14 protein-coding genes and 2 tRNA genes are annotated in these 19,309 nt (G+C 73.2%); 11 read left to right on the top strand and 5 right to left on the bottom strand.

Annotated features, from left to right (window positions below):
- Positions 1-35: 35 nt before the first annotated feature.
- From chvE to mmsB, 3 genes are read left to right on the top strand one after another with little or no spacing between them, the layout of a single operon-like run.
- Positions 36-1,127: a multiple monosaccharide ABC transporter substrate-binding protein gene (gene chvE / locus ABZ234_RS30520; protein WP_267945939.1), complete on the top strand. Its 1,092-nt coding sequence runs from the start codon at positions 36-38 to the stop codon at positions 1,125-1,127.
- Positions 1,124-2,728: a sugar ABC transporter ATP-binding protein gene (locus tag ABZ234_RS30515; protein ID WP_267945938.1), complete on the top strand. Its 1,605-nt coding sequence runs from the start codon at positions 1,124-1,126 to the stop codon at positions 2,726-2,728. The genes chvE and ABZ234_RS30515 overlap by 4 nt, the downstream gene beginning before the upstream one ends.
- Positions 2,725-4,008: a multiple monosaccharide ABC transporter permease gene (gene mmsB, locus ABZ234_RS30510; protein WP_355014310.1), complete on the top strand. Its 1,284-nt coding sequence runs from the start codon at positions 2,725-2,727 to the stop codon at positions 4,006-4,008. The genes ABZ234_RS30515 and mmsB overlap by 4 nt, the downstream gene beginning before the upstream one ends.
- A 91-nt stretch (positions 4,009-4,099) precedes the next feature.
- On the opposite strand, the gene ABZ234_RS30505 is transcribed toward mmsB, so the two are convergent.
- Both ABZ234_RS30505 and ABZ234_RS30500 read right to left on the bottom strand, forming a co-directional pair.
- On the bottom strand, positions 4,100-5,689 hold the full coding sequence (locus ABZ234_RS30505) for a VWA domain-containing protein (protein ID WP_355014309.1): 1,590 nt from the start codon (positions 5,687-5,689) through the stop codon (positions 4,100-4,102).
- On the bottom strand, positions 5,686-6,870 hold the full coding sequence (locus tag ABZ234_RS30500) for a hypothetical protein (protein ID WP_355014308.1): 1,185 nt from the start codon (positions 6,868-6,870) through the stop codon (positions 5,686-5,688). The genes ABZ234_RS30505 and ABZ234_RS30500 overlap by 4 nt, the downstream gene beginning before the upstream one ends.
- A gap of 159 nt (positions 6,871-7,029) precedes the next feature.
- Here ABZ234_RS30500 and dnaG point away from each other — a divergent pair, with 159 nt between their 5' ends.
- The 4 genes from dnaG to ABZ234_RS30480 all read left to right on the top strand — a co-directional run bounded on the left by dnaG (position 7,030) and on the right by ABZ234_RS30480 (position 14,836).
- Positions 7,030-8,916: a DNA primase gene (gene dnaG, locus ABZ234_RS30495; RefSeq protein ID WP_267945934.1), complete on the top strand. Its 1,887-nt coding sequence runs from the start codon at positions 7,030-7,032 to the stop codon at positions 8,914-8,916.
- A gap of 104 nt (positions 8,917-9,020) precedes the next feature.
- On the top strand, positions 9,021-10,106 hold the full coding sequence (gene rpoD / locus ABZ234_RS30490) for an RNA polymerase sigma factor RpoD (protein ID WP_355014316.1): 1,086 nt from the start codon (positions 9,021-9,023) through the stop codon (positions 10,104-10,106).
- A 151-nt stretch (positions 10,107-10,257) separates the two neighbouring features.
- Positions 10,258-11,589, top strand: coding sequence for a glycoside hydrolase family 18 protein (locus ABZ234_RS30485; protein ID WP_267945932.1), 1,332 nt, complete (start codon positions 10,258-10,260; stop codon positions 11,587-11,589).
- 265 nt (positions 11,590-11,854) lie between these two features.
- The gene (locus tag ABZ234_RS30480) at positions 11,855-14,836 is read left to right on the top strand and encodes an FAD-binding and (Fe-S)-binding domain-containing protein (protein WP_355014307.1); all 2,982 of its coding nucleotides are present in this window, start codon (positions 11,855-11,857) and stop codon (positions 14,834-14,836) included.
- Here the strand turns inward: ABZ234_RS30480 and ABZ234_RS30475 are convergent.
- Entirely contained in the window at positions 14,833-15,360 is a 528-nt protein-coding gene (locus tag ABZ234_RS30475; RefSeq protein WP_267945930.1) for a hypothetical protein, read from the bottom strand. The genes ABZ234_RS30480 and ABZ234_RS30475 overlap by 4 nt on opposite strands.
- On the bottom strand, positions 15,357-15,698 hold the full coding sequence (locus ABZ234_RS30470; protein ID WP_355014306.1) for a hypothetical protein: 342 nt from the start codon (positions 15,696-15,698) through the stop codon (positions 15,357-15,359). The genes ABZ234_RS30475 and ABZ234_RS30470 overlap by 4 nt, the downstream gene beginning before the upstream one ends.
- A 158-nt stretch (positions 15,699-15,856) precedes the next feature.
- Here ABZ234_RS30470 and ABZ234_RS30465 point away from each other — a divergent pair.
- Together ABZ234_RS30465 and ABZ234_RS30460 are read left to right on the top strand one after the other, a co-directional pair.
- Positions 15,857-15,929: transfer RNA gene (locus ABZ234_RS30465), tRNA-Asn, on the top strand.
- A 185-nt stretch (positions 15,930-16,114) separates the two neighbouring features.
- Positions 16,115-16,187, top strand: a tRNA-Asn gene (locus ABZ234_RS30460).
- Positions 16,188-16,411: 224 nt separating this feature from the next.
- On the opposite strand, the gene ABZ234_RS30455 is transcribed toward ABZ234_RS30460, so the two are convergent.
- Positions 16,412-17,299, bottom strand: coding sequence for an SAM-dependent methyltransferase (locus ABZ234_RS30455; RefSeq protein ID WP_267945928.1), 888 nt, complete (start codon positions 17,297-17,299; stop codon positions 16,412-16,414).
- Positions 17,300-17,916: 617 nt separating this feature from the next.
- On the opposite strand from ABZ234_RS30455, the gene ABZ234_RS30450 reads away from it, so the two are divergent.
- Together ABZ234_RS30450 and ABZ234_RS30445 are read left to right on the top strand one after the other, a co-directional pair.
- Complete coding sequence (locus ABZ234_RS30450) at positions 17,917-18,702, top strand: dihydrofolate reductase family protein (protein WP_344176222.1); 786 nt, start codon at positions 17,917-17,919, stop codon at positions 18,700-18,702.
- The gene (locus ABZ234_RS30445; protein ID WP_355014305.1) at positions 18,699-19,169 is read left to right on the top strand and encodes a deaminase; all 471 of its coding nucleotides are present in this window, start codon (positions 18,699-18,701) and stop codon (positions 19,167-19,169) included. Before ABZ234_RS30450 ends, ABZ234_RS30445 begins: the two co-directional genes overlap by 4 nt.
- Positions 19,170-19,309: the final 140 nt, after the last annotated feature.

Genomic DNA, 19,309 nt, shown 5'->3' with positions numbered 1-19,309 from the left:
GACCACCCCCCACCGGAAGGAAGAGGAACCAGTACATGCGAGACCACCGGAGGGCCCTCCCGGCCCTGGCAGTCATAGGGGCGTCGCTCCTGCTCACCGCCTGCGGCGGCGTAGGGGACGCCGCCCGCCCCGAGGGGGAGGCCGGAACCATCGGCATCTCCATGCCCACCCAGTCGTCGGAGCGCTGGATCGCCGACGGCGCCAACATGGTCGAGGAGTTCGAGGAGCGCGGCTTCGGCACCGACCTCCAGTTCGCCGAGGACGTGGTGCAGGACCAGATCTCCCAGATCGAGAACATGATCACCCGGGGCGTCGACGTCCTGGTGATCGCCGCGATCGACGGCGCCGCCCTGGGCGACGTCCTCGACATGGCGGCGGACAACGACATCCCCGTGATCGCCTACGACCGCCTCATCCTCGACAGCGAGCACGTCGACTACTACGCCACCTTCGACAACCTCCGGGTCGGCGAGCTCCAGGGCGACTACATCGTCGACGCCCTCGACCTGGAGAACGAGGAGGGGCCCTTCGACATCGAGCTGTTCGGCGGTCCGCTCAACGACAACAACTCCTTCTTCTTCAACGACGGCGCGATGGCCGTGCTCCAGCCCTACATCGACGACGAGACGCTGGTCGTCCGCAGCGGGCAGACCTCCATGAACCAGATCTCCACCGAGCGCTGGGACGGCGCCGTCGCCCAGGCCCGGATGGACAACCTCCTCAGCGCCCACTACTCCGACGAGGAGGTGGACGCCGTCCTGTCGCCCTTCGACGGCATCAGCCTCGGCGTGATCGAGTCCCTGAGGGCGGTCGGCTACGGGAGCGGGGACAGGCCCCTGCCCGTCATCACCGGCCAGGACGCCGAGGTGTCCTCGGTCAAGTCGATCATCGCGGGCGAGCAGACCCAGACCGTCTTCAAGGACACCCGGGCCCTGGCCGCCCAGACGGTCGACATGGTCGAGTCCCTCCTCGCCGAGGAGGACGTCGAGGTCAACGACACCGAGAGCTACGACAACGGGGTCAAGGTGGTCCCCGCCTTCCTGCTCGAGCCGGTGTCGGTGGACATCGACAACTACGAGGAGGAACTGGTCGGCAGCGGCTACTACGAGGAGTCCGACCTCGAATGAGCGAGACGCAGACACGACCGGCCCCCACCGGCAGGCCACTGCTGCTGATGCGCGACATCCGCAAGGAGTTCCCCGGCGTGCGCGCCCTGGACGGTGTGTCGCTGAGCGTCGGACACGGGAGCGTCCACGCCCTCATGGGCGAGAACGGCGCCGGGAAGTCCACGCTGATGAAGGTGCTCAGCGGGGTCCACCCGGCGGGCTCCTACGACGGCGAGATCCTCGTCGACGGCGACCCCTGCGCCTTCGCGGGGGTCGCCGACAGCGAGCGCGCCGGGATCGCCATCATCCACCAGGAGCTGGCGCTCGTCCCCCAGCTGTCGGTCGGAGAGAACATCTTCCTCGGCCACGAGAGGGCCCGGCGCGGCGTCGTCGACTGGGGGGCCACCCACGCCGAGGCGCGCGCACTCCTGCGGCGGGTCGGCCTCGACGAGGCGCCCACCACGCCGGTGTCGGCCCTCAGCGTGGGCGCGCAGCAGCTCGTGGAGATCGCCAAGGCGCTCGCCAAGCGGGTGCGGCTGCTCATCCTCGACGAGCCGACCTCCGCCCTGACCGAGGTGGAGAGCGACCGGCTCCTGGACCTGCTCCTCGGGCTCCGGGACGAGGGGGTGACCTGCATCCTCATCTCGCACAAGCTCGGCGAGGTCGTCCGGGTCAGCGACGAGATCACCATCCTGAGGGACGGCCGCGCCGTGGAGACCCTGGCCGTGGAGCGGGGCGAGGACGGGACGCCCTCCGTCGACGAGGACCGCATCATCCGGGGGATGGTCGGCCGCGACCTGGACCAGCGCTACCCCGAGCGGGTCGGCGAGATCGGAGGGACACGCTTCGAGGTCCGCGACTGGACGGTGGCGCACCCGACCCAGCCGGGGCGGCTCATGGTCGACGGGGTCGGCCTCACCGTGCGGCGCGGGGAGGTCGTCGGGCTCGCCGGGCTCATGGGCGCGGGGCGCACCGAGTTCGCCATGAACCTGTTCGGCCGCTCCTACGGGCGCCGTGTCAGGGGCAGCCTGACCAAGGACGGGGAGGAGCTGGACACCGGCACCGTGGCCGCCGCGATCCGCGGCGGCGTCGCCTACGTCCCCGAGGACCGCAAGACGCTCGGGCTCATCCTGGACGACGACATCCGCCACAACACCACCATGGCGGCCCTGGACCGGGTCTCCTCCCGCGGGGTCCTCGACCCCGGGCTGGAGGCGGTGGAGGCGGCGCGCATGAGCGAGCGGATGCGCGTCCGCAGCCACGGCACCACCCAGGCGGTGCGCACCCTCAGCGGCGGCAACCAGCAGAAGGTCGTGCTCGGCAAGTGGCTGTTCACGCGCCCCGAGCTGCTCATCCTCGACGAGCCCACCCGGGGCATCGACGTCGGGGCCAAGTACGAGATCTACCTGATCGTGCGCAGGCTCGCCGCCGAGGGCGCGTGCGTGCTGTTCATCTCCTCGGAGCTCCCCGAGCTCCTCGGCATGTGCGACCGGATCCTCACCCTGTGCGAGGGCCGGATCACCGGCGAGGTCCCGGGCGAGGAGGCCGACCAGGAGACCCTCATGAGACTCATGACACGGACCGGCGACCAGGACCGGACCGACCCGAGGAGCCCGCGATGACCACCCGTCCGTTGACACTCGCCACGACCCTGATACGGGCGAACGCGCGGCAGTACGGCATGGCCGTCGCCCTGGTGGCGATCATCGTGCTGTTCCAGATCCTCACCGGGGGGCTGCTGCTGACCCCGCTCAACGTCACCAACCTGATCATGCAGAACTCCTACATCCTGATCCTGGCGATCGGGATGATGCTGGTCATCGTCACCGGGCACATCGACCTGTCGGTCGGCTCGGTGGTGGCGTTCACGGGCGCGGTCTCGGCCATCATGCTCACGTCGTGGGGGCTGCCCACGGTCGTGGTCGTCCCCGCGGCACTGCTCCTGGGCGCCCTCATCGGCGCCTGGCAGGGGTTCTGGGTCGCGTACGTGCGCGTGCCCGCGTTCATCGTGACCCTCGCCGGGATGCTCGTCTTCCGCGGGGCGACCCTGGCCGTGCTGGGCGGGGAGTCCATCGCCCCGCTGCCCACCTCGCTGCGGAACATGGCGAGCGGCTTCCTGCCCGACGTCGAGGTCCTGGGCCTGCACCTGCCGACCCTCCTGCTGGGCGCGGCCGGCGCCGCGGCCGTGGTGTGGATCCAGTGGCGTTCGCGGGCGCGCGACCTCAGGCACGAGCTGCCCACGGCGCCGACCGCGGTCACGGTGCTGGTCTCGGCGGTGACCGCCGCGGTCATCATGGTGTTCGCCTACGTGCTGGCCCAGTACAACGGGCTCCCCCTCGTGGGGCTGCTGCTGGTCGCCCTCATCGCCGGCTACTCGTTCGTCATGCGGTCCACGACCGCCGGCCGCCGCGTGTACGCCGTCGGGGGCAGCGAACAGGCCGCGGCGCTGTCGGGGATCAGGACGCGCCGCACCACGTTCTGGGTGTTCGTCAACATGGGCGTGCTCTCCGCCCTCGCCGGCCTCGTGTTCACGGGACGGCTCAACGCGGCCACTCCGGGCGCGGGGACCATGTTCGAGCTGGACGCGATCGCCGCGGCCTTCATCGGCGGGGCGTCCGCCGCCGGGGGCGTGGGCACCGTCGTCGGGGCCGTGGTCGGGGCCCTGGTCATGGGCGTGCTCAACAACGGCATGTCGCTGATCGGTCTCGGCGTGGACTGGCAGCAGCTCATCAAGGGCCTGGTGCTGCTGCTCGCGGTGGCGTTCGACATCTACAACAAGCGCCGCGTCACCGTGGGGCGCACCCTCGACGTGAGGCCCCCGGGCGGGACGGCCCGGGGAGCCGGCCCGAAGGCGGACGACCCGTCCCCGTCCGGGGAGGGAGGTGTCCGCGCGGGGCCCTGAGGACCCGCCGTGCGGGGGAGCGGACCGCTTCCCCGCACGGCGCCCCGCCGGGCCGCCGCCGACAGCGGCCGAGGGCGCCGCCCCGCCGGCCCTACTGGTAGCCGCGGATCTCCCGGAAGATCTGTTCGAGGTCCTGTTCGCGGGCGTCGAAGACCCGGCCGCCCGTCACCTCGGCGACGCTCGACATCTCCGACTCGTCCGAGTCGCCGAACAGCACCGTGAAGACGGGCGCGGCCGCCGCCTCCGGCGACAGCCCCTCCAGGGAGAGCCGGAAGTCCTCCAGGTCCGAACCCAGGTTCACCTCGCCGTCGGTCATCAGCACCACCGACGTCAGGTGGTCGCCGGAACCGCCCTCCAGCAGAGCGTACGCCTCCCGCAGCGCGTCGTAGGTGGCCGTCTCGCCGTCGGCCTCCAGGGACCGGACCTCCTCCGCCACGTCCTCCGCGACCGCGTCCGCGGACCCCGGCTCCATCACGAACGTGCGCGGCTCACCGGGCTCGGTGGCGAACGGCAGCAGCGTGATCTCCTCCCGCTCCTGGAACGCCTGCGTCCGCCGGGCCAGGGACCCGCCGTCCGCCCCCGTCAGGGCCACCAGCGCCGACCGCAGCTCACGGATGCGCTCGCCCTCCATCGATCCCGACACGTCCAGCACGTACACGGTGCGCGCCGGACGGCGCAGGACGCCGACGTAGTCGGCGACCAGGTCGTCCACCACCTGCCTGTGGGCGGGGAACGGCAGCTCCACCAGGGGCGGGACCTGCGCCCGCAGCACCGCGTCCGGGGAGACCGGGCGGCGCCACGTGTCGTCGGCGATCCGCTGCTGGGTCGGGCCCGACAGCAGGTCCTCGACCAGGCGCCCGTACGCGGACACGGCGTCCTCCGAGGGGTCCGCCAGCAGTGTCAGCGGGTAGTCGGCCGTCACCGCGCCGTCCGCGGGGTGCACCAGCGCGAGCGGCTCCTCCAGCGCGCCGGAGGCGTTCAGCGACAGCAGCACCGACTCGTAGTTGATCAGGCCGTCCACCGGCCGCCCCTCGCGGGCGCGCCGCTCGAACGCCTCCGACAGCCATCCGGACGAGCCCGCGGTGACCTCCTGGCCCCCGAAGAACTCCTCCAGCTCCGGGCGGACCCTCTCCACGTCCCGGCTCTCCAGGGCGGTGCCCGTGTCGGCCAGGGCCGAGGCCACGCCGATCAGCGCCGAGAAGCCGGAGTTGGAGGCGCCGGGGTGGGTCATCCCGTAGGTCAGACCCTCCTCCGCGACCGCCCTGCTCACGTCCGCCCAGGTCACCTCCGCGCCGCCGGTCCACCCCAGCTCGTCCGCGCGCGACCCGGTCACGCCCAGGACCACGGGGGAGACCATGACGGGGGTCTCGGTGTGCACGGCCGTCCTGCCGCCCCCGTCCAGGTGCAGGTAGCGGTTCGAGCCGAACCAGACGGCGTCGTACCCGTCGGTGTCGCCCCCGGCCACCCGGGCGAGTCCGTCCAGGGTGCCGGTGTAGTCCAGCTCCACCGTCACGCCGGTCCGCTCGGAGACCTCCTCCAGCAGGGGTTCCAGGTCGGCGATCTCGCTGCCCGCCAGCACCCTCAGGGTGTCCGCGGACCCGCCCGGGACCGTGCACGCCCCGGCCGCCAGGACCAGGGCCAGGGCCGCGGCGCCCGCCGCGGAAGCCGTCGGGGACCTCATCCCGCCCCTCCCGCCGCCGCGCCTCCGCCGGCGCGGCCCGTGTCCTCCCCGTCGTCCGCGGGCGGACGCATCCCGCTGCTCGTGTAGGCGTCCTCGATACCGGTCAGCAGGGACTCCAGGGCCTCGTAGGCGGGCGGGTGGACCACGTCGGCGACCTGCGTGCGGACGGAGAGGCCGTGCTCGTCCACCAGGTCCTGGAAGTGCCGGGTGTCCTCGGTGCGGAACCCGTGGCCGGCCGCCAGCGCCTGGAGCTCCGCGTCCCCGGTGAGCAGGCGCCCGACCTCGTCGCCCGCCCCGGTGAGGGGGACGACGGTGTGCTCGGCGTACACGGTCGGCCCCGGGTAGAGCACCACCACGCCGTCCGCCGGGGCGGGGCCCTCCACCATGGCGTGGACGTACTGGGACTCGTAGACCCACACCAGCGGCGTGTGGCCCGCGCCGAGGTCCCGGAACTGCTCGAAGGGCTGCTGCGAGGACTCGGGGGGCTGGCCCTGGGCGAGGAAGAGCCGGGAGAGCGTGTCGACGATCTCCCGGTCCACCGGGCCCGGGGACACGGCCTCCTCGCCGTTGAGCAGGTAGGAGAGGACGGCCACGTACATGGCGGCCGAGTTGGAGGTGCGCGGGTCGGTGGTCCGGATCAGGACCTCGTTGCGGTTGCTGGAGCTCACCGAGTCGCCGGGCAGGTCGCGCCAGCGGGTCCGCTCCTCCGTCAGCTCCAGGTAGGCCGCCATGTCGAACTCCCACGCGCCGTCCTCGGCCCGCCGGGCGACCCCTGCCTCCTCCAGGGCCCGGACCATCGGCTCGTAGGCGAGGAGGACCATCGGGGTGCTGAACGGCTGGTACTCGGCGGTGACCCCGTTGAGCTCCCTGGCGCGCTCGGCCAGGTGCCGGGAGCCGGGGGAGACGAAGTCCGCGTCGCCGGGCTCCTCCGCCAGCAGGCGCGATCCGCGCGGGCGCACCCGCACCTCGTACCCCAGCTCGCCGAACCTCTCCACGACGCGCTCGTCCTCGAAGAACGCGACCTTCTCCGACCCGACGATCCCCTCGACCGGCCTGCGGTCCCCGAGGACGCGGTCGACCAGGACCACGCCGATGGCCGCGAGCAGCGCCACGATGACTGTTCCGGCGGCCACGACGAACAACGTCCTGGTGCGGCCGGGCCGGTGGGGGATGCCAGGCACCGCGTCGTCCCTCCTCGGTTGGACCGGTGGTGGTCGCACCCTCCCAGGGCCGACCGGCGAGGAGCCGACCCCCCGGTGTCAGGGGCGTGGACGGCCGGAGAACCCGCGGTGCCCCGGACGGCGGTCGGAACGTCCCGGGGGAGAACTACCCTGGGGACCGTGGCAGGCCGGATCAGAGACGAAGACATCGCGCTCGTACGCGAACGCGCGCCCATCGCGGACGTGATCGGCGAGTACCTCCAGCTCCGCAACGCGGGAGGCGGCTCGCTGAAGGGGCTGTGCCCCTTCCACGACGAGAAGTCCCCCTCCTTCAACGTCACCCCCTCCAAGAACCTCTGGTACTGCTTCGGCTGCGGGGAGGGCGGGGACACCATCTCCTTCCTGCAGAAGATCGACAGCCTCAGCTTCGCCGAGGCCGTCGAGTCGCTCGCCCGGCAGGTCGGCGTCACCCTGCGCTACGAGGAGGGCGGCCGCAGCACGGCGCGGCACGACTCGGGCAAACGGCAGCGCCTCCTCGACGCGCACCGCGCCGCCGCGGAGTACTTCGCCGAGCAGCTCCTCACCGCCGGGGCCGTCACCGCCCGCCGCTTCCTCGACGAGCGCGGCTTCAACCGCGTCCACGCCGAGCACTTCGGCCTGGGCTACGCGCCCGCCGGATGGGAGAACCTCACCTCGCACCTGCGACGCAAGGGCTTCACCGACCAGGAGCTGATCGAGGGCGGGCTGGCCAGCCAGGGGCGTCGGGGCGCCTACGACCGCTTCCGCAACCGGCTGCTGTGGCCCATCCGCGAGGTCACCGGGGAGGTCGTCGGCTTCGGCGCGCGCAAGCTCGACCCGGCCGAGGACGGGCCCAAGTACCTCAACTCGCCGGAGAGCCCCATCTTCCACAAGGGGCGGCTGCTGTACGGCCTCGACCTGGCCAAACGCGACATCTCCCAGAAGAGCCAGGCGGTCATCGTCGAGGGCTACACCGACGTCATGGCCTGCCACCTGGCCGGGGTGACCACCGCGGTCGCCACGTGCGGCACCTCCTTCGGCGAGGACCACCTCAAGATCCTGCGCCGCATGCTCCTGGGCCGCTCCAACCAGGGCGGCCGGGTGGTGTTCACGTTCGACGGAGACGCGGCCGGCCAGAAGGCCGCGGTGCGCGCCTTCGCCGAGGAGCACGGCTTCGCCTCCGAGACCTTCGTGGCCGTCCAGCCCGACGGGCTCGACCCCTGCGACCTGCGGCTCCGCCACGGGGACCAGGCGGTGGCGGACCTCGTCGACAACCCCGCGCCCCTGTACGAGTTCATGATCCGCAAGGTCATCGAGGACTACGACCTCTCCGCGCCCGAGGGCCGCATCGCCGCGCTGGACGCCGCCGCGCCGGTGGTCGCCAGCATCCGCAACGCGGGGGTGCGCAGGCTCTACGGCACCAACCTGGACCGCTGGCTCGGCATCCTGGACGAGTCCTTCGTGCTGCGCCGCGTCAACCAGCACATCCGCCGGGGAGGCGCGCAGGAGGGGCGGACGGCCGCGCCCGCGGCGCGCCCCGTTCCCACCCCCGACGCGCAGGACGCCCCGTACAACCTGAACGACCAGTCCCTGCTCCGCGAGCGCCAGGCGCTCAAGATCGCCCTCCAGTACCCGTCCCTGGCCGTCGGCTTCGACAAGTTCACCGACGAGGACTTCACCGTCCCCCAGCACAAGGCGGTGCTCCAGCTCATCATCGCCGCGGGGGGAGTGGCCGCCGCGCACGACCCCGCCGCGTGGGTGAGCGCCCTGCGGGAGGCCGCTCCCAACGAGACCCAGCGGGATTTCCTCACCCGGCTGGCGGTCGAGCAGGTGGAGTTCTACGGAGAACTCGACGAGCATTACGCGCGGCAAATGCTGAGCACAATCAGAACTCATTCCATCAACCGGCGCGAGTCAAACCTGAGGTCAGAGCTGTCCCGCCTGGGATCGGGTTCCCAGGTTGAGGAACAACAGCGGGTATTGACCGAACTCATGGCGCTCCAGCAGGAAAAACGTGCCTTCCAGGACGAGTTGGCGGACGGTATGTAGCACCGGGGTGACAATAGTAGTTCTCCCTTTTCCGGTGCCCGAAAGGGCACAATGGGATGGTGTCTCCCACGGTTGCGACCAACGAAATGCCGCCCATTCGCCAGGTGGCCGGACTGCTCCCCGACACCGGTGGCGGGGCGGTCAGCCGGAGCGAGGTCGCCTCGGCCCTGGAGCGACTGGACGCGCCGCCGGAGTCGCTGGACCGGACGGTCGCCCACCTCGCCCGGATCGGCATCGAGGTCTCCGACCCCGACGAGGCCGCCCAGCCCCCCGACGGCGCCCGCCGCTCCGGATCGGACCTGGTGCGCCTGTACCTGCGCGAGATCGGCCGGGTGCCGCTGCTCACCGCCGAGCAGGAGGTCGAGCTCGCCAGGGCCGTCGAGGTCGGCCTGTACGCGCAGCGCCGGTCGTGCGCCGACGGCGCGTGCTCGCTGGAGGAGCTCGCCGTCCTCGTGGAGGAGGGAGGGCGGGCCAAGAGGCGCCTGATCGAATCCAACCTCCGCCTGGTCGTGTCGATCGCCAAGCGGTACATGGGGAGGGGCCTGCTCTTCCTCGACCTCGTCCAGGAGGGCAACCTCGGCCTGATCCGCGCCGTCGAGAAGTTCGACTACGCCAAGGGGTTCAAGTTCTCCACCTACGCGACGTGGTGGATCAGGCAGGCCATCACCCGGGCGATAGCGGACCAGGCGCGCACGATCCGCATCCCCGTCCACATGGTCGAGACGATCAACAAACTCGTCCGGGTACAGCACCAGCTCCACCAGCAGCTCGGGCGCGAACCGAGTACCGCGGAGGTCTCCTCGGCCGCCGGATGCGTCGGGGACCGGGTCCTGGAGATCCAGCGGATCGCCCGGGAGCCCGTGTCGCTCCAGGCGCCGATCGGCGACGAGGAGTCCGACTTCGGTGACTTCATAGAGGACTCCGACGCGGTCGTCCCGGTCGAGGCGGCGGCCTTCACCCTGCTCCAGGAGCAGCTGCACGCCATCCTCGGCGACCTGTCCGACCGGGAGCGGCGCATCATCCGGCTGCGCTTCGGGATGGCCGACGGGCACCCGCACACCCTGGAGGAGGTCGGCCGCGAGTTCGGGGTGACCCGCGAACGCATCCGCCAGATCGAGGCCAAGACCCTGGCCAAGCTCCGGCACCCCTCCCGGGCCGGCACCCTGCGCGACTACATCACGGGCGACTGACCGCGCCGCGCCGCCCGCCCGCGCCACCCCGGACCCGAAGACCAACGCACGGGCCGCCCCCAGGGTTCCCCGCCGCGGCGGGAACGGCCTCATGTGGCCGACATGGGCCGAACCTCCGGTGCCCGCCGCCCCCGGCCCCTAACGTCGAGGGGTGACCGCCACCCCGAACCAGCCGAACACCCCGGACCTCCCCCGGCGGCGCTCCCCGCTCCTCGCGCTGGGGGCCGTCGTCACCGCCGGGGCACTGGTCACGGGGCTCTTCGCCGTCGCGACCGCGAGGAACCCCGAGCGCATCGGGTACTTCGCCGACTGGAACGTGGCCAACCGCGGATACACCCTCAAGGAGTTCGAGGACAGCGGCTCCGCCGACCGCCTGACCCGGCTCATGTGGGCGTTCGGGGCGATCAGCCCGGAGGGGCTCTGCCACATCCCCGACACCCACGACCAGCCGTGGGAGCTGTACCAGCGCAGGTACGAGGGGGACGAGAGCGTCGGCGGCGAGCCCGACGAGTACGAGCAGGAGCTCGCGGGCGGACTCAACCAGCTGCGCCTGCTGCGCGAACGCCACCCGGACCTGGGGGCCAGCCTCTCCCTGGGCGGCTGGAACTGGTCGACCCACTTCTCGGTCGCGGCGCGCACCCAGGAGTCCCGTGAGGCCTTCGCGGCCTCCTGCGTGGACCTGTGGCTGCGGGGCGACCTCCCGGTCCGCGGCGGCGAGCCCCAAGGGGGCGACGGCGCGGCCGCCGGGGTCTTCGACGGCATCGACCTGGACTGGGAGTGGCCCGGGGGAGCCGGGCACCCCGACAACGTCGAGCACCCCGACGACGCCGCCAACTTCACCCTGCTGGTCGCCGAGTTCCGCCGCCGGCTCGACGAGCTGTCCGCGGAGACGGGGGAGGAGTACGTCCTGTCGGTGTCCCTGTCCGGAGCGGCGGAGACCAGCGGGTCCTACGACCCCGCGATCTTCGGGCAGGTGGACTTCGCCACCGTGCAGGGCTACGACTTCGCCGGGCCGTGGAGCGACGGGACCGCCCACCACTCGAACCTGTTCGCGCCCGCCTCCCAGCCGGACGCCAACAGCGTCGACGCCGCGATCCGGCGCTACCTCGACGCGGGGGCTCCCCCGGAGAAGCTGGTGATGGGCGTCCCCGCCTTCGGCCGGGGCTGGCAGGGCGTGCGCTCGGACCGGGACGGAGGGCGCGGCCAGACCGCCGAGGGGCCCGCCGACGACCACTACGACGGCCCCACCATGGCCTTCGGCGACCTGGAGGAGCTGGAGGGGCGCCGCCACCTGGACGAGGAGGCCGGCGCCTACTGGGTCCACGACGGCGACGAGTGGTGGACCTACGACAACCCCGACGTGATCGCCCTCAAGGGCGAGTACGTACTCGACCGGGGCCTGGGCGGGCTCATGGTGTGGAACCTGGACATGGACCCCGACGGCACCCTGGTGCGCGCCATGGACGCGTCGCTCGGGGGCTGACCGCCGGCCCGGTCGAAGGCCCCGCCGCGGCGGACGGGCAGCCCGTCCCGCCCGCCCGGGCCCGTGTCCTGCCGCCCGTGCCCCGCAGTCGGGCCGTGCCCTGCCGTCCGCGGTCCGCCGCCCGCGTGCCGTCCCGGCCCCCTGAGGCCCCGTCCCGCCGCCGTTCCCGGTCCCCCGCGGACTCCGCCCGCAGGCCCGCCCCCGCCGACACGGATCCGCGCGGCACGGTTGCGGGGCCGCCACCGGCCGCGCCACCCTGGGCACCATGGCCGACCCGCACAGCAGTACCAGCGCCCGAACCGACGTCGCCGGACTCCGCCGCGACCTGGAGAGCAGCATCCGGGGCACGGTCTCCTTCGACGCGGGCACCCGCGCCCTCTACACGTCCGACGCCTCCAACTACCGGCGCGTCCCCCTCGCGGTGGTCGTGCCCGAGACCGTCGAGGACTGCCTGGCGGCCGTCCGCGCCTGCGCGGCGCACGGCGTACCCGTCGTCCCCAGGGGCGGCGGCACGTCCATCGCGGGCAACGCCATCGGCACCGGCGTCGTCATCGACACCTCCCGCCACCTGCGCGCCATCGAGCACATCGACCCCGAGGCCCGCACCGCCACCGTGCAGCCCGGCGTCATCCTCGACGACCTGCGCGCCGCCACCGCCGAACACGGGCTGACCTTCGCGCCCGACCCCTCCACCCACAGCCGCTGCACCATCGGCGGCATGGTCGGCAACAACGCCTGCGGCTCCCACTCCGTGGCCTGGGGGACCACCGCCGACAACATCGTCTCCCTCGACCTGCTGCTCAGCGACGGCACCCGCCTCACCGTCGGCTCCTCCGACACCGCGGAGGAGTTCGAGGCCCTCACCCGGCGGCCCGGGCGCGAGGGGGAGATCCACACCGCGCTGGCCCGCCTCGTCGACGCGCACCGGGCCGAGCTGCGCACCGCCATGCCCGAGTTCCGGCGCCGCGTCTCCGGCTACGCCCTGGACCGGCTGCTCCCGGAGAAGGGCCGCAACGTCGCCGCCGCGCTCGTCGGAACCGAGGGCACCTGCGCGTTCGTCCTCGGCGCCACGGTCCGCCTCGTCGAGTCGCCGCCCGCCCGGGCCCTGGCGGTCCTCGGCTACCCGGACGCCGCCTCGGCCGCCGACGCGGTCCCCGACCTCCTCGGCCACGCCCCGCTCACCGTCGAGGGCATCAACGACCGCATGGTCGCGGCCCTGGACCTGCACGGCTCCCGCGCCCGGGTCCCCCTCCCCGAGGGCGGCGCCTGGCTCCTGGTGGAGATCGCCGGGCCGGACCCCGGCGGAGCGGCCGAGGCCGCCGACCGCATGCTGGCCGGCCTTCCCCGGGCCTCCCGCCCCCAGGACGCCGGCGTCGTCTCCGACCCGGCCCACCAGAGGGCGCTCTGGCGCATCCGCGAGGAGGGCGCCGGGCTCACCCAGCGCACCCCCGCCGGGGCGGACGCCTGGTCGGGCTGGGAGGACGCGGCGGTCCCGCCGGCGAACCTCGGCGCCTACCTGCGCGACTTCGACGCCCTCATGGAGCGCCACGGCCGGTCCGGGGTGGTCTACGGGCACTTCGGCGACGGCTGCCTCCACGTGCGCATCGACTTCGAGCTCACCCACGAGCGCGGCCGACAGGAGTACCGGGCTTTCATGGAGGAGGCCGCCGACACGGTGGTCCGGCACGGCGGGTCCCTGTCCGGCGAGCACGGCGACGGCCAGGCCCGGTCCGAACTCCTGGCCCGCATGTACCCCGAGGGGCTGATCCGCGCCTTCGGGGAGTTCAAGCGCGTCTGGGACCCCGCCGGCCTCATGAACCCCGGCATCATCGTCGACCCCCTCCCGCTCGACGCCGACATCCGGGTGGCCGCCGACACCGCCCCGTCCCGGCAGGCGTCCCCGGGACGGGGCGCGACACCGCTGCCGCTCCTGTCGCGGGCGACCCTGGCCTACGGCGACGACGGCGGCGACCCCGCCGGCGCGCTGCGCCGCTGCTCCGGGATCGGCAAGTGCCGCCGCCAGTCCGGACCGGGCGTCATGTGCCCCAGCTACCAGGTCACCCAGGAGGAGAAGCACTCCACACGGGGCCGCGCCCACCTGCTGTTCGAGATGGCCAGGGGCGAGGTCGTCACGGACGGGTGGCGCTCGGAGGAGGTGCGCGAGAGCCTCGACCTGTGCCTGTCCTGCAAGGGGTGCCTGAGCGACTGCCCCGTCAACGTGGACATGGCGAGCTACAAGGCCGAGTTCCTTCACCAGCACTACCGCAACCGGGTGCGCCCTGCCGCCCACTACTCGATGGGCTGGCTGCCGCTCTGGGCGAGGATGGCGGCCCTGGCCCCGGCCGAGGCCGACCGCGCCACCCGGCTGCCGGGGGTCTCCCGCCTGGCGAAGAGGGTCGCCGGGGTGGCGGCCGAGCGCGACCTGCCGTCGTTCGCCCGCATCACCTTCACCCGCGCCTTCCGCCGCCGGGCCGCCCGGGGGGAGGCGCGCCGCGGGGGGCCGAGGGTGGTCCTGTGGCCGGACACCTTCGGCAACCACATGAACCCGGGCGTGCCCGCCGCCGCCGTGCGGGTCCTGGAGGACGCCGGGTTCACCGTCGTCCTGCCCCGGGGACAGGTGTGCTGCGGCCTGACATGGGTGTCCACGGGGCAGCTCGACGTGGCGCGCGCCGTCATGCGCCGCGCGGTGCGCGCCCTGGCCCCGCTGGTCGAGGAGGGGCTGCCGGTGGTGGGGCTGGAGCCCAGCTGCACCGCGGCGCTCCGCCACGACCTGCTGGAGCTGCTGCCGGGCCCGGAGAGCGAGCGGGTGGCCGCGTCCGTGCACACCCTGGCGGGATTCCTGGAGGAGTACGCGCCGGACTGGCAGCCGCCCCGGGTGCCGGCCTCCGCGCTGGCCCAGGTGCACTGCCACCAGCACGCGGTCATCGGGTTCGACGCCGACCGCGCGCTCATCGCCAGGGCCGGGATCGACGGGGAGGTCCTGGACTCGGGCTGCTGCGGGCTCGCGGGGGACTTCGGGTTCACGGAGGGCCGCTACGAGGTCTCCAGGGCCATCGGGGAGCGCGAGCTGCTGCCCCGGGTGCGGGAGGCCGCCCCGGAGACGCTGGTGCTCGCCGACGGCTACAGCTGCCGCACCCAGATCGCGCAGGGAACGGGGCGCAGGGCCCTGCACCTGGCAGAGGTCCTCGCCCGGGGGCTCGACCGGCGCCCGTCCCGCCCCGGGGCCGACCCGGAGGGCGCTTCCTAGACGCCCATCTGGTCGTGCAGGGCCGACAGCGCCCGGGAGACGGCGTCGGACAGGCGCGGGTCGTCCGGGTCGACGCCCTCGCCCAGGTGGACGCGCCAGTCCACGTCGGCGCCGCCGGGCGGACGGCGCGCCACCAGCCGGAAACCGGTGGTGGATCCGGCGCCGGGGAACGGCACGAAGCGGTTGACCAGGATGGTCGCGGTGACGCGCTCGGCGACGGTCTCCGCCAGGCGGCGGTAGTCGACGCCGTCGGCGGCCGGGTCGGAGCGCAGGCGGACCGTGTGCTCGCCCGCCCCCTCCTCCGTGAACCTGAAGGTGTCGGGGGTCCAGCTCGCCCGGTCGATGTCCTCCCAGGGCACGGCCCGCCCGCCGGGCAGGTACAGGGCGCGCGTGGTGGTGACGAGCACCTGCTCGCCGGCGTCCCGCCCGGCCGGAACGGCGACGGGCGCGTGCGCCAGCACGCGCTCGCCCCGCTCCAGCCCGGCGCGGACACCCGCGGGGACGCCGCGGCGGAACAGTGTCACGGGCGGTCCGTCCCGTCGTCGTCGGAGCGCCCGCTCCCGGGCTGGGTGCCGTTGGACACCCTGGTCTCCCACTCGACGAGCTCGATCTCCTCGTCGGTGGGCCGGGCGAGGAAGTCGCGCAGCGACGTGATCGGCATCTTGTTGACGGTCTTGTCGTAGACGGTGCGACCCGCGTTGCCGACCTGGGCACCGACGAGCCCGGCGACCTCCTGGACGACGGGGCTGTCCGCGACCCTGCGGGCCGTCCGTGCGAGCTGCTCGTAGCGGGCCCTGCCCGCCTTGGCGCCCAGGACGTATCCGATGGCGAGTCCGGCGACGAACGTGATCCGGTAGCGCATGGGTCCCTCTTCAGACCTTGGAGACGATCGGCGTGTTCCGTGCCTGGCACGTTACCCTGTCGCCGCTCCGCCACACGTGCCGACACCGGTCACGAGCACTCTCCGGGGGCGCTACGCTAGTGGTGTCGCCACGGCCCGCGGGTCGCGGGGGCGCGCGATCCCGCGTAGCTCAATTGGCAGAGCAGCCGGCTGTTAACCGGCAGGTTATTGGTTCGAGTCCAATCGCGGGAGCGTACCGGGAAGGGCCCGTCGGAGAGATCCGGCGGGCCCTTCCCGCATGTCCGGACCCCGTGGCTGACTCCCGGCGGACGGGGCCGCGGCCCGGCGCGGGAGCCCGGAAAACACGTCGCGAGCACCCCGGGGGAGGCGCTAGGCTTGTCCTGTCGCCACGGCCCGCGGGTCGCGGGGGCGCACGATCCCGCGTAGCTCAATTGGCAGAGCAGCCGGCTGTTAACCGGCAGGTCATTGGTTCGAGTCCAATCGCGGGAGCCCACACGAAGAGGGCCCCTCCCACGGGAGGGGCCCTCTTCCGTTCTACGGACCGTTCCGGGGGACCGCCGCGACGCGGTCCCCGCGGACACTCGCCGCGCGGTGTCGGGGTCGACCAAACACACGGGTCCGTCCTGGTGCTCCGCCGCCTCCCGCCCTGCGGGGCGGCCCCCTCCCGCTGCCGGGCCGGCGGCTCCAGCGCGGGACAGGGGGAGCGGAGGCGGTCAGATCCTGCCGATGCCGCCGATGATGAGCCGCCGGTTGCGCTGCGGCATCTGGTAGCAGCCCGGGACCGGCGGGGCCACGGGGAGCGTGCGCCAGCGCTGGACCTCGATCAGACCGGGTTCGGGGACCTCCCAGCCCTCGAAGAACACCTCGATCTCCTTGCGCGTGCGCCAGCGGCCCGAACCGAGCCGGTCCAGGAACACCCTCTCCAGCTGTTCGGCCCGGGAGAAGTCCTTGGGGAAGAAGGACTGGTCGGGACGGCAGTAGTGGCTGAGGACCATGTGGCTGCCGGGCGCGAGGGAGTCCCGCAGGGCCGCGATGTGCTCGGCCGGGGCGTCGGCGTCGGACGTGTGCGCGACCACCCCGGTGAGCAGCAGCCCCACGGGGCGCTCCAGGTCGAGGAACGCCCGGGTCTCGGGGTCGTCCAGGAGCCTGCGCGGGGTGGTCAGGCCGGCCCGCACCGCGGTGGTGGTGTGTCCGTCGCGGAGCAGGGCCAGGTGGTGGGTCAGCACCACGGGGTCGTCGGTGGCGTAGAGGACGCGTGCGCCCGGCGCGTGCTCCTGCGCGATCTGGTGGGGGTCGCCGGGGGCGGGCAGGCCCGCGCCGACCTGGATGAACTGCCGGATCCCCTCGCTCTCGGCGAGGTGGCGGACGGCCCGTTGGAGGAAGGCGCGTTCACCCAGGACCAGGTCCTGGAAACCGGGTGCGGTGCGTTCGGCCCTGCTCGCCAGGTCGCGATCGACCTCGAAGTGGTCCTTGCCCTTGAGGTGGAAGGAGCGGAGCCGTGCCAGGCTCGGACGAGCCAGGTCGACGGCGGGCGGAGGGTTGGCCCGGACATTTTTGCCCCCCGCCTGCCTCAGGAAATCGGGGGAAGTGAATCGAGACATCGCCGTCCTCTTGTCTGAGGTGGGGAAGTTTGGTCGACCCCTGGATTCTATTCCTGGTTGACGTGGTTGTTAACCGAGTCACGGACTCGGGTGGTAAAAAACGGCGTCCGCGTGGCCCCGGGTCGACCGGGCGTGTACCTTACGGCACACTTGGGTTGGCTAGGACATATATGCGTAATGTCCTTTATGTGAGGAATCAAGGAGGATGCTCGGTCCCCACAACCCCTGCCCCGGCGGGCCAGCGGGAGGATTCCGATCCTGATGGTGCTCCGGAGGCGTGCGGGAAGGGGTCGGGGGAAGCGCTGCCGCAGACGTCCAGGGCTCCCCGGGGCCTGTCCGGGATAAGGCATTAGTACTACGAATCGACCGCCCATTTATCGTGCGTGCCCACTGCCTGCGGAAATCAACGGAGGCGGAGAAGAATACGGCACACTTCGCAAACGGATTGCGTCGTCGAAAAGAGCACGGTGCCCGGCGGGGGCCTTCCCCCGGCGCGGGGCCCGAAACCCGATCCGCCGCCGGAACCGCCGGATGGCCTCTTCCGGCCCCGATGGCGGCGCGGCCGCTCCCGTCGCGGCGGTGCGCCCCGGGCGCCGGCGTCTCGCTAGCCTGGGGGCATGGACCGTCCCCACACCATCCTGAGCTGCGCCATGTCGGTCGACGGGCGCATCGACGACACCACCCCGGAGCGGCTCCGCCTCTCCAACGAGGCCGACTTCGCCGAGGTGGACGAGTTGCGCGCGGGATGCGACGCGATCCTCGTGGGGGCCGGCACCCTGCGTGCGGACGACCCGCGGCTCCTCGTACGCTCCCCTGCCCTGCGCGCGCGCAGACGCGGGGAGGGCCGCACCGAGAACCTGCTCAAGGTCCTGGTCACCCGCAGCGGAGAGTTCGACCCCCGGGCCCGGTTCTTCTCCACCGGTGACGCCGGTGCGGTCGTCTACACCGGCGGGCCCGGGGTGGACGCCGCCAGGGCCGGCCTGTCCGGCAGGCCCGCCTCGGACCCGCCGGCCGAGGTCGTCGACGCCGGAAGCCCGCCCACCGCCGAGGCCGTCCTGGCCGACCTCGCGAACCGCGGGGTGGGCCGGCTGCTCGTGGAGGGCGGCGGCCACATCCACACCATGTTCCTCACGTCGGGCCTGGTGGACGAGATCCGGCTGGCGGTCGCCCCGTTCTTCGTGGGGGAGGAGGACGCGCCGCGCTTCGTCCTGCCCGGCGCCTACCCGTACTCCCCCGCCGCGCCGATGCGCCTCGTGGAGGCCAGGGCCCTGGGGGACGTCGCGGTCCTGCGCTACCGCCCCGACAACCGCGGCCCGCAGGAGAGGGAGGCCGGGGGAGGACGGGCCGGGGCGGACGGGAGCGCCGGGACGGGTGTGCCCCGGACCCGCGGGGAGGACCGGTGACCCCCGGGCCGCCGCCGGCCGCGGGCGGCGCGGACGCGCACTGGCTCCGCCGGACCGTCGAGCTGTCCCGGTCGTGCCCGCCCTCCGCCACCGCCTTCTCGGTCGGTTGCGTCGTGGTCGCCGGGGACGGCACGGTCCTGGGCGAGGGCTACTCACGCAGGGACGACCCGCGCGACCACGCCGAGGAGGCCGCGCTGCGCGGGACCGACCCCGGCGACCCCCGTCTGCGCGGGGCCACCCTCTACTCGTCGCTGGAGCCGTGCAGCTCCCGGACCTCCCGGCCGACGGCGTGCAGCGCGCTCATCCTCACCACACCGGTCCCGCGCGTGGTGTTCGCCTGGCGGGAGCCCGCCCTGTTCGTCGACTGCGACGGCGCCGAGCGGCTCCGGGCGGCGGGCAGGACCGTCGTCGAGCGCCCCGACCTCGCCCAGGGGGTCCGGGAGGTCAACGCCCACCTGCTCGGCTGACCGGGGCCGTCCACAGGCGGGGAGAGGGGCCTGCGCGGCGGTCGGCGGCGCGGTTCCCCTGTCACAAGGGGGGCCTCGGCGCCGACCGGCCCCGGCGTGACCGCCGCCCGGGGGGGGGGGGGGGGGGCGGTGATAAGGGA

The organism is Nocardiopsis sp. NPDC006198 (assembly GCF_040613895.1).
Lineage (GTDB): Bacteria > Actinomycetota > Actinomycetes > Streptosporangiales > Streptosporangiaceae > Nocardiopsis > Nocardiopsis tropica.
The sequence above is the reverse complement of the archived record's forward strand: the minus strand, read 5'-3'. Positions and strand labels throughout refer to the sequence as shown.

Excerpts from the sequence above, each read along its gene's own strand:
- chvE (WP_267945939.1), top strand. The coding sequence starts at position 36 with ATGCGAGACCACCGGAGGGCCCTCCCGGCCCTGGCAGTCATAGGGGCG.
- ABZ234_RS30515 (WP_267945938.1), top strand. The coding sequence starts at position 1,124 with ATGAGCGAGACGCAGACACGACCGGCCCCCACCGGCAGGCCACTGCTG.
- mmsB (WP_355014310.1), top strand. The coding sequence starts at position 2,725 with ATGACCACCCGTCCGTTGACACTCGCCACGACCCTGATACGGGCGAAC.
- ABZ234_RS30505 (WP_355014309.1), bottom strand. The coding sequence starts at position 5,689 with ATGAGGTCCCCGACGGCTTCCGCGGCGGGCGCCGCGGCCCTGGCCCTG.
- ABZ234_RS30480 (WP_355014307.1), top strand. The coding sequence starts at position 11,855 with ATGGCCGACCCGCACAGCAGTACCAGCGCCCGAACCGACGTCGCCGGA.
- ABZ234_RS30470 (WP_355014306.1), bottom strand. The coding sequence starts at position 15,698 with ATGCGCTACCGGATCACGTTCGTCGCCGGACTCGCCATCGGATACGTC.
- ABZ234_RS30455 (WP_267945928.1), bottom strand. The coding sequence starts at position 17,299 with ATGTCTCGATTCACTTCCCCCGATTTCCTGAGGCAGGCGGGGGGCAAA.
- ABZ234_RS30450 (WP_344176222.1), top strand. The coding sequence starts at position 17,917 with ATGGACCGTCCCCACACCATCCTGAGCTGCGCCATGTCGGTCGACGGG.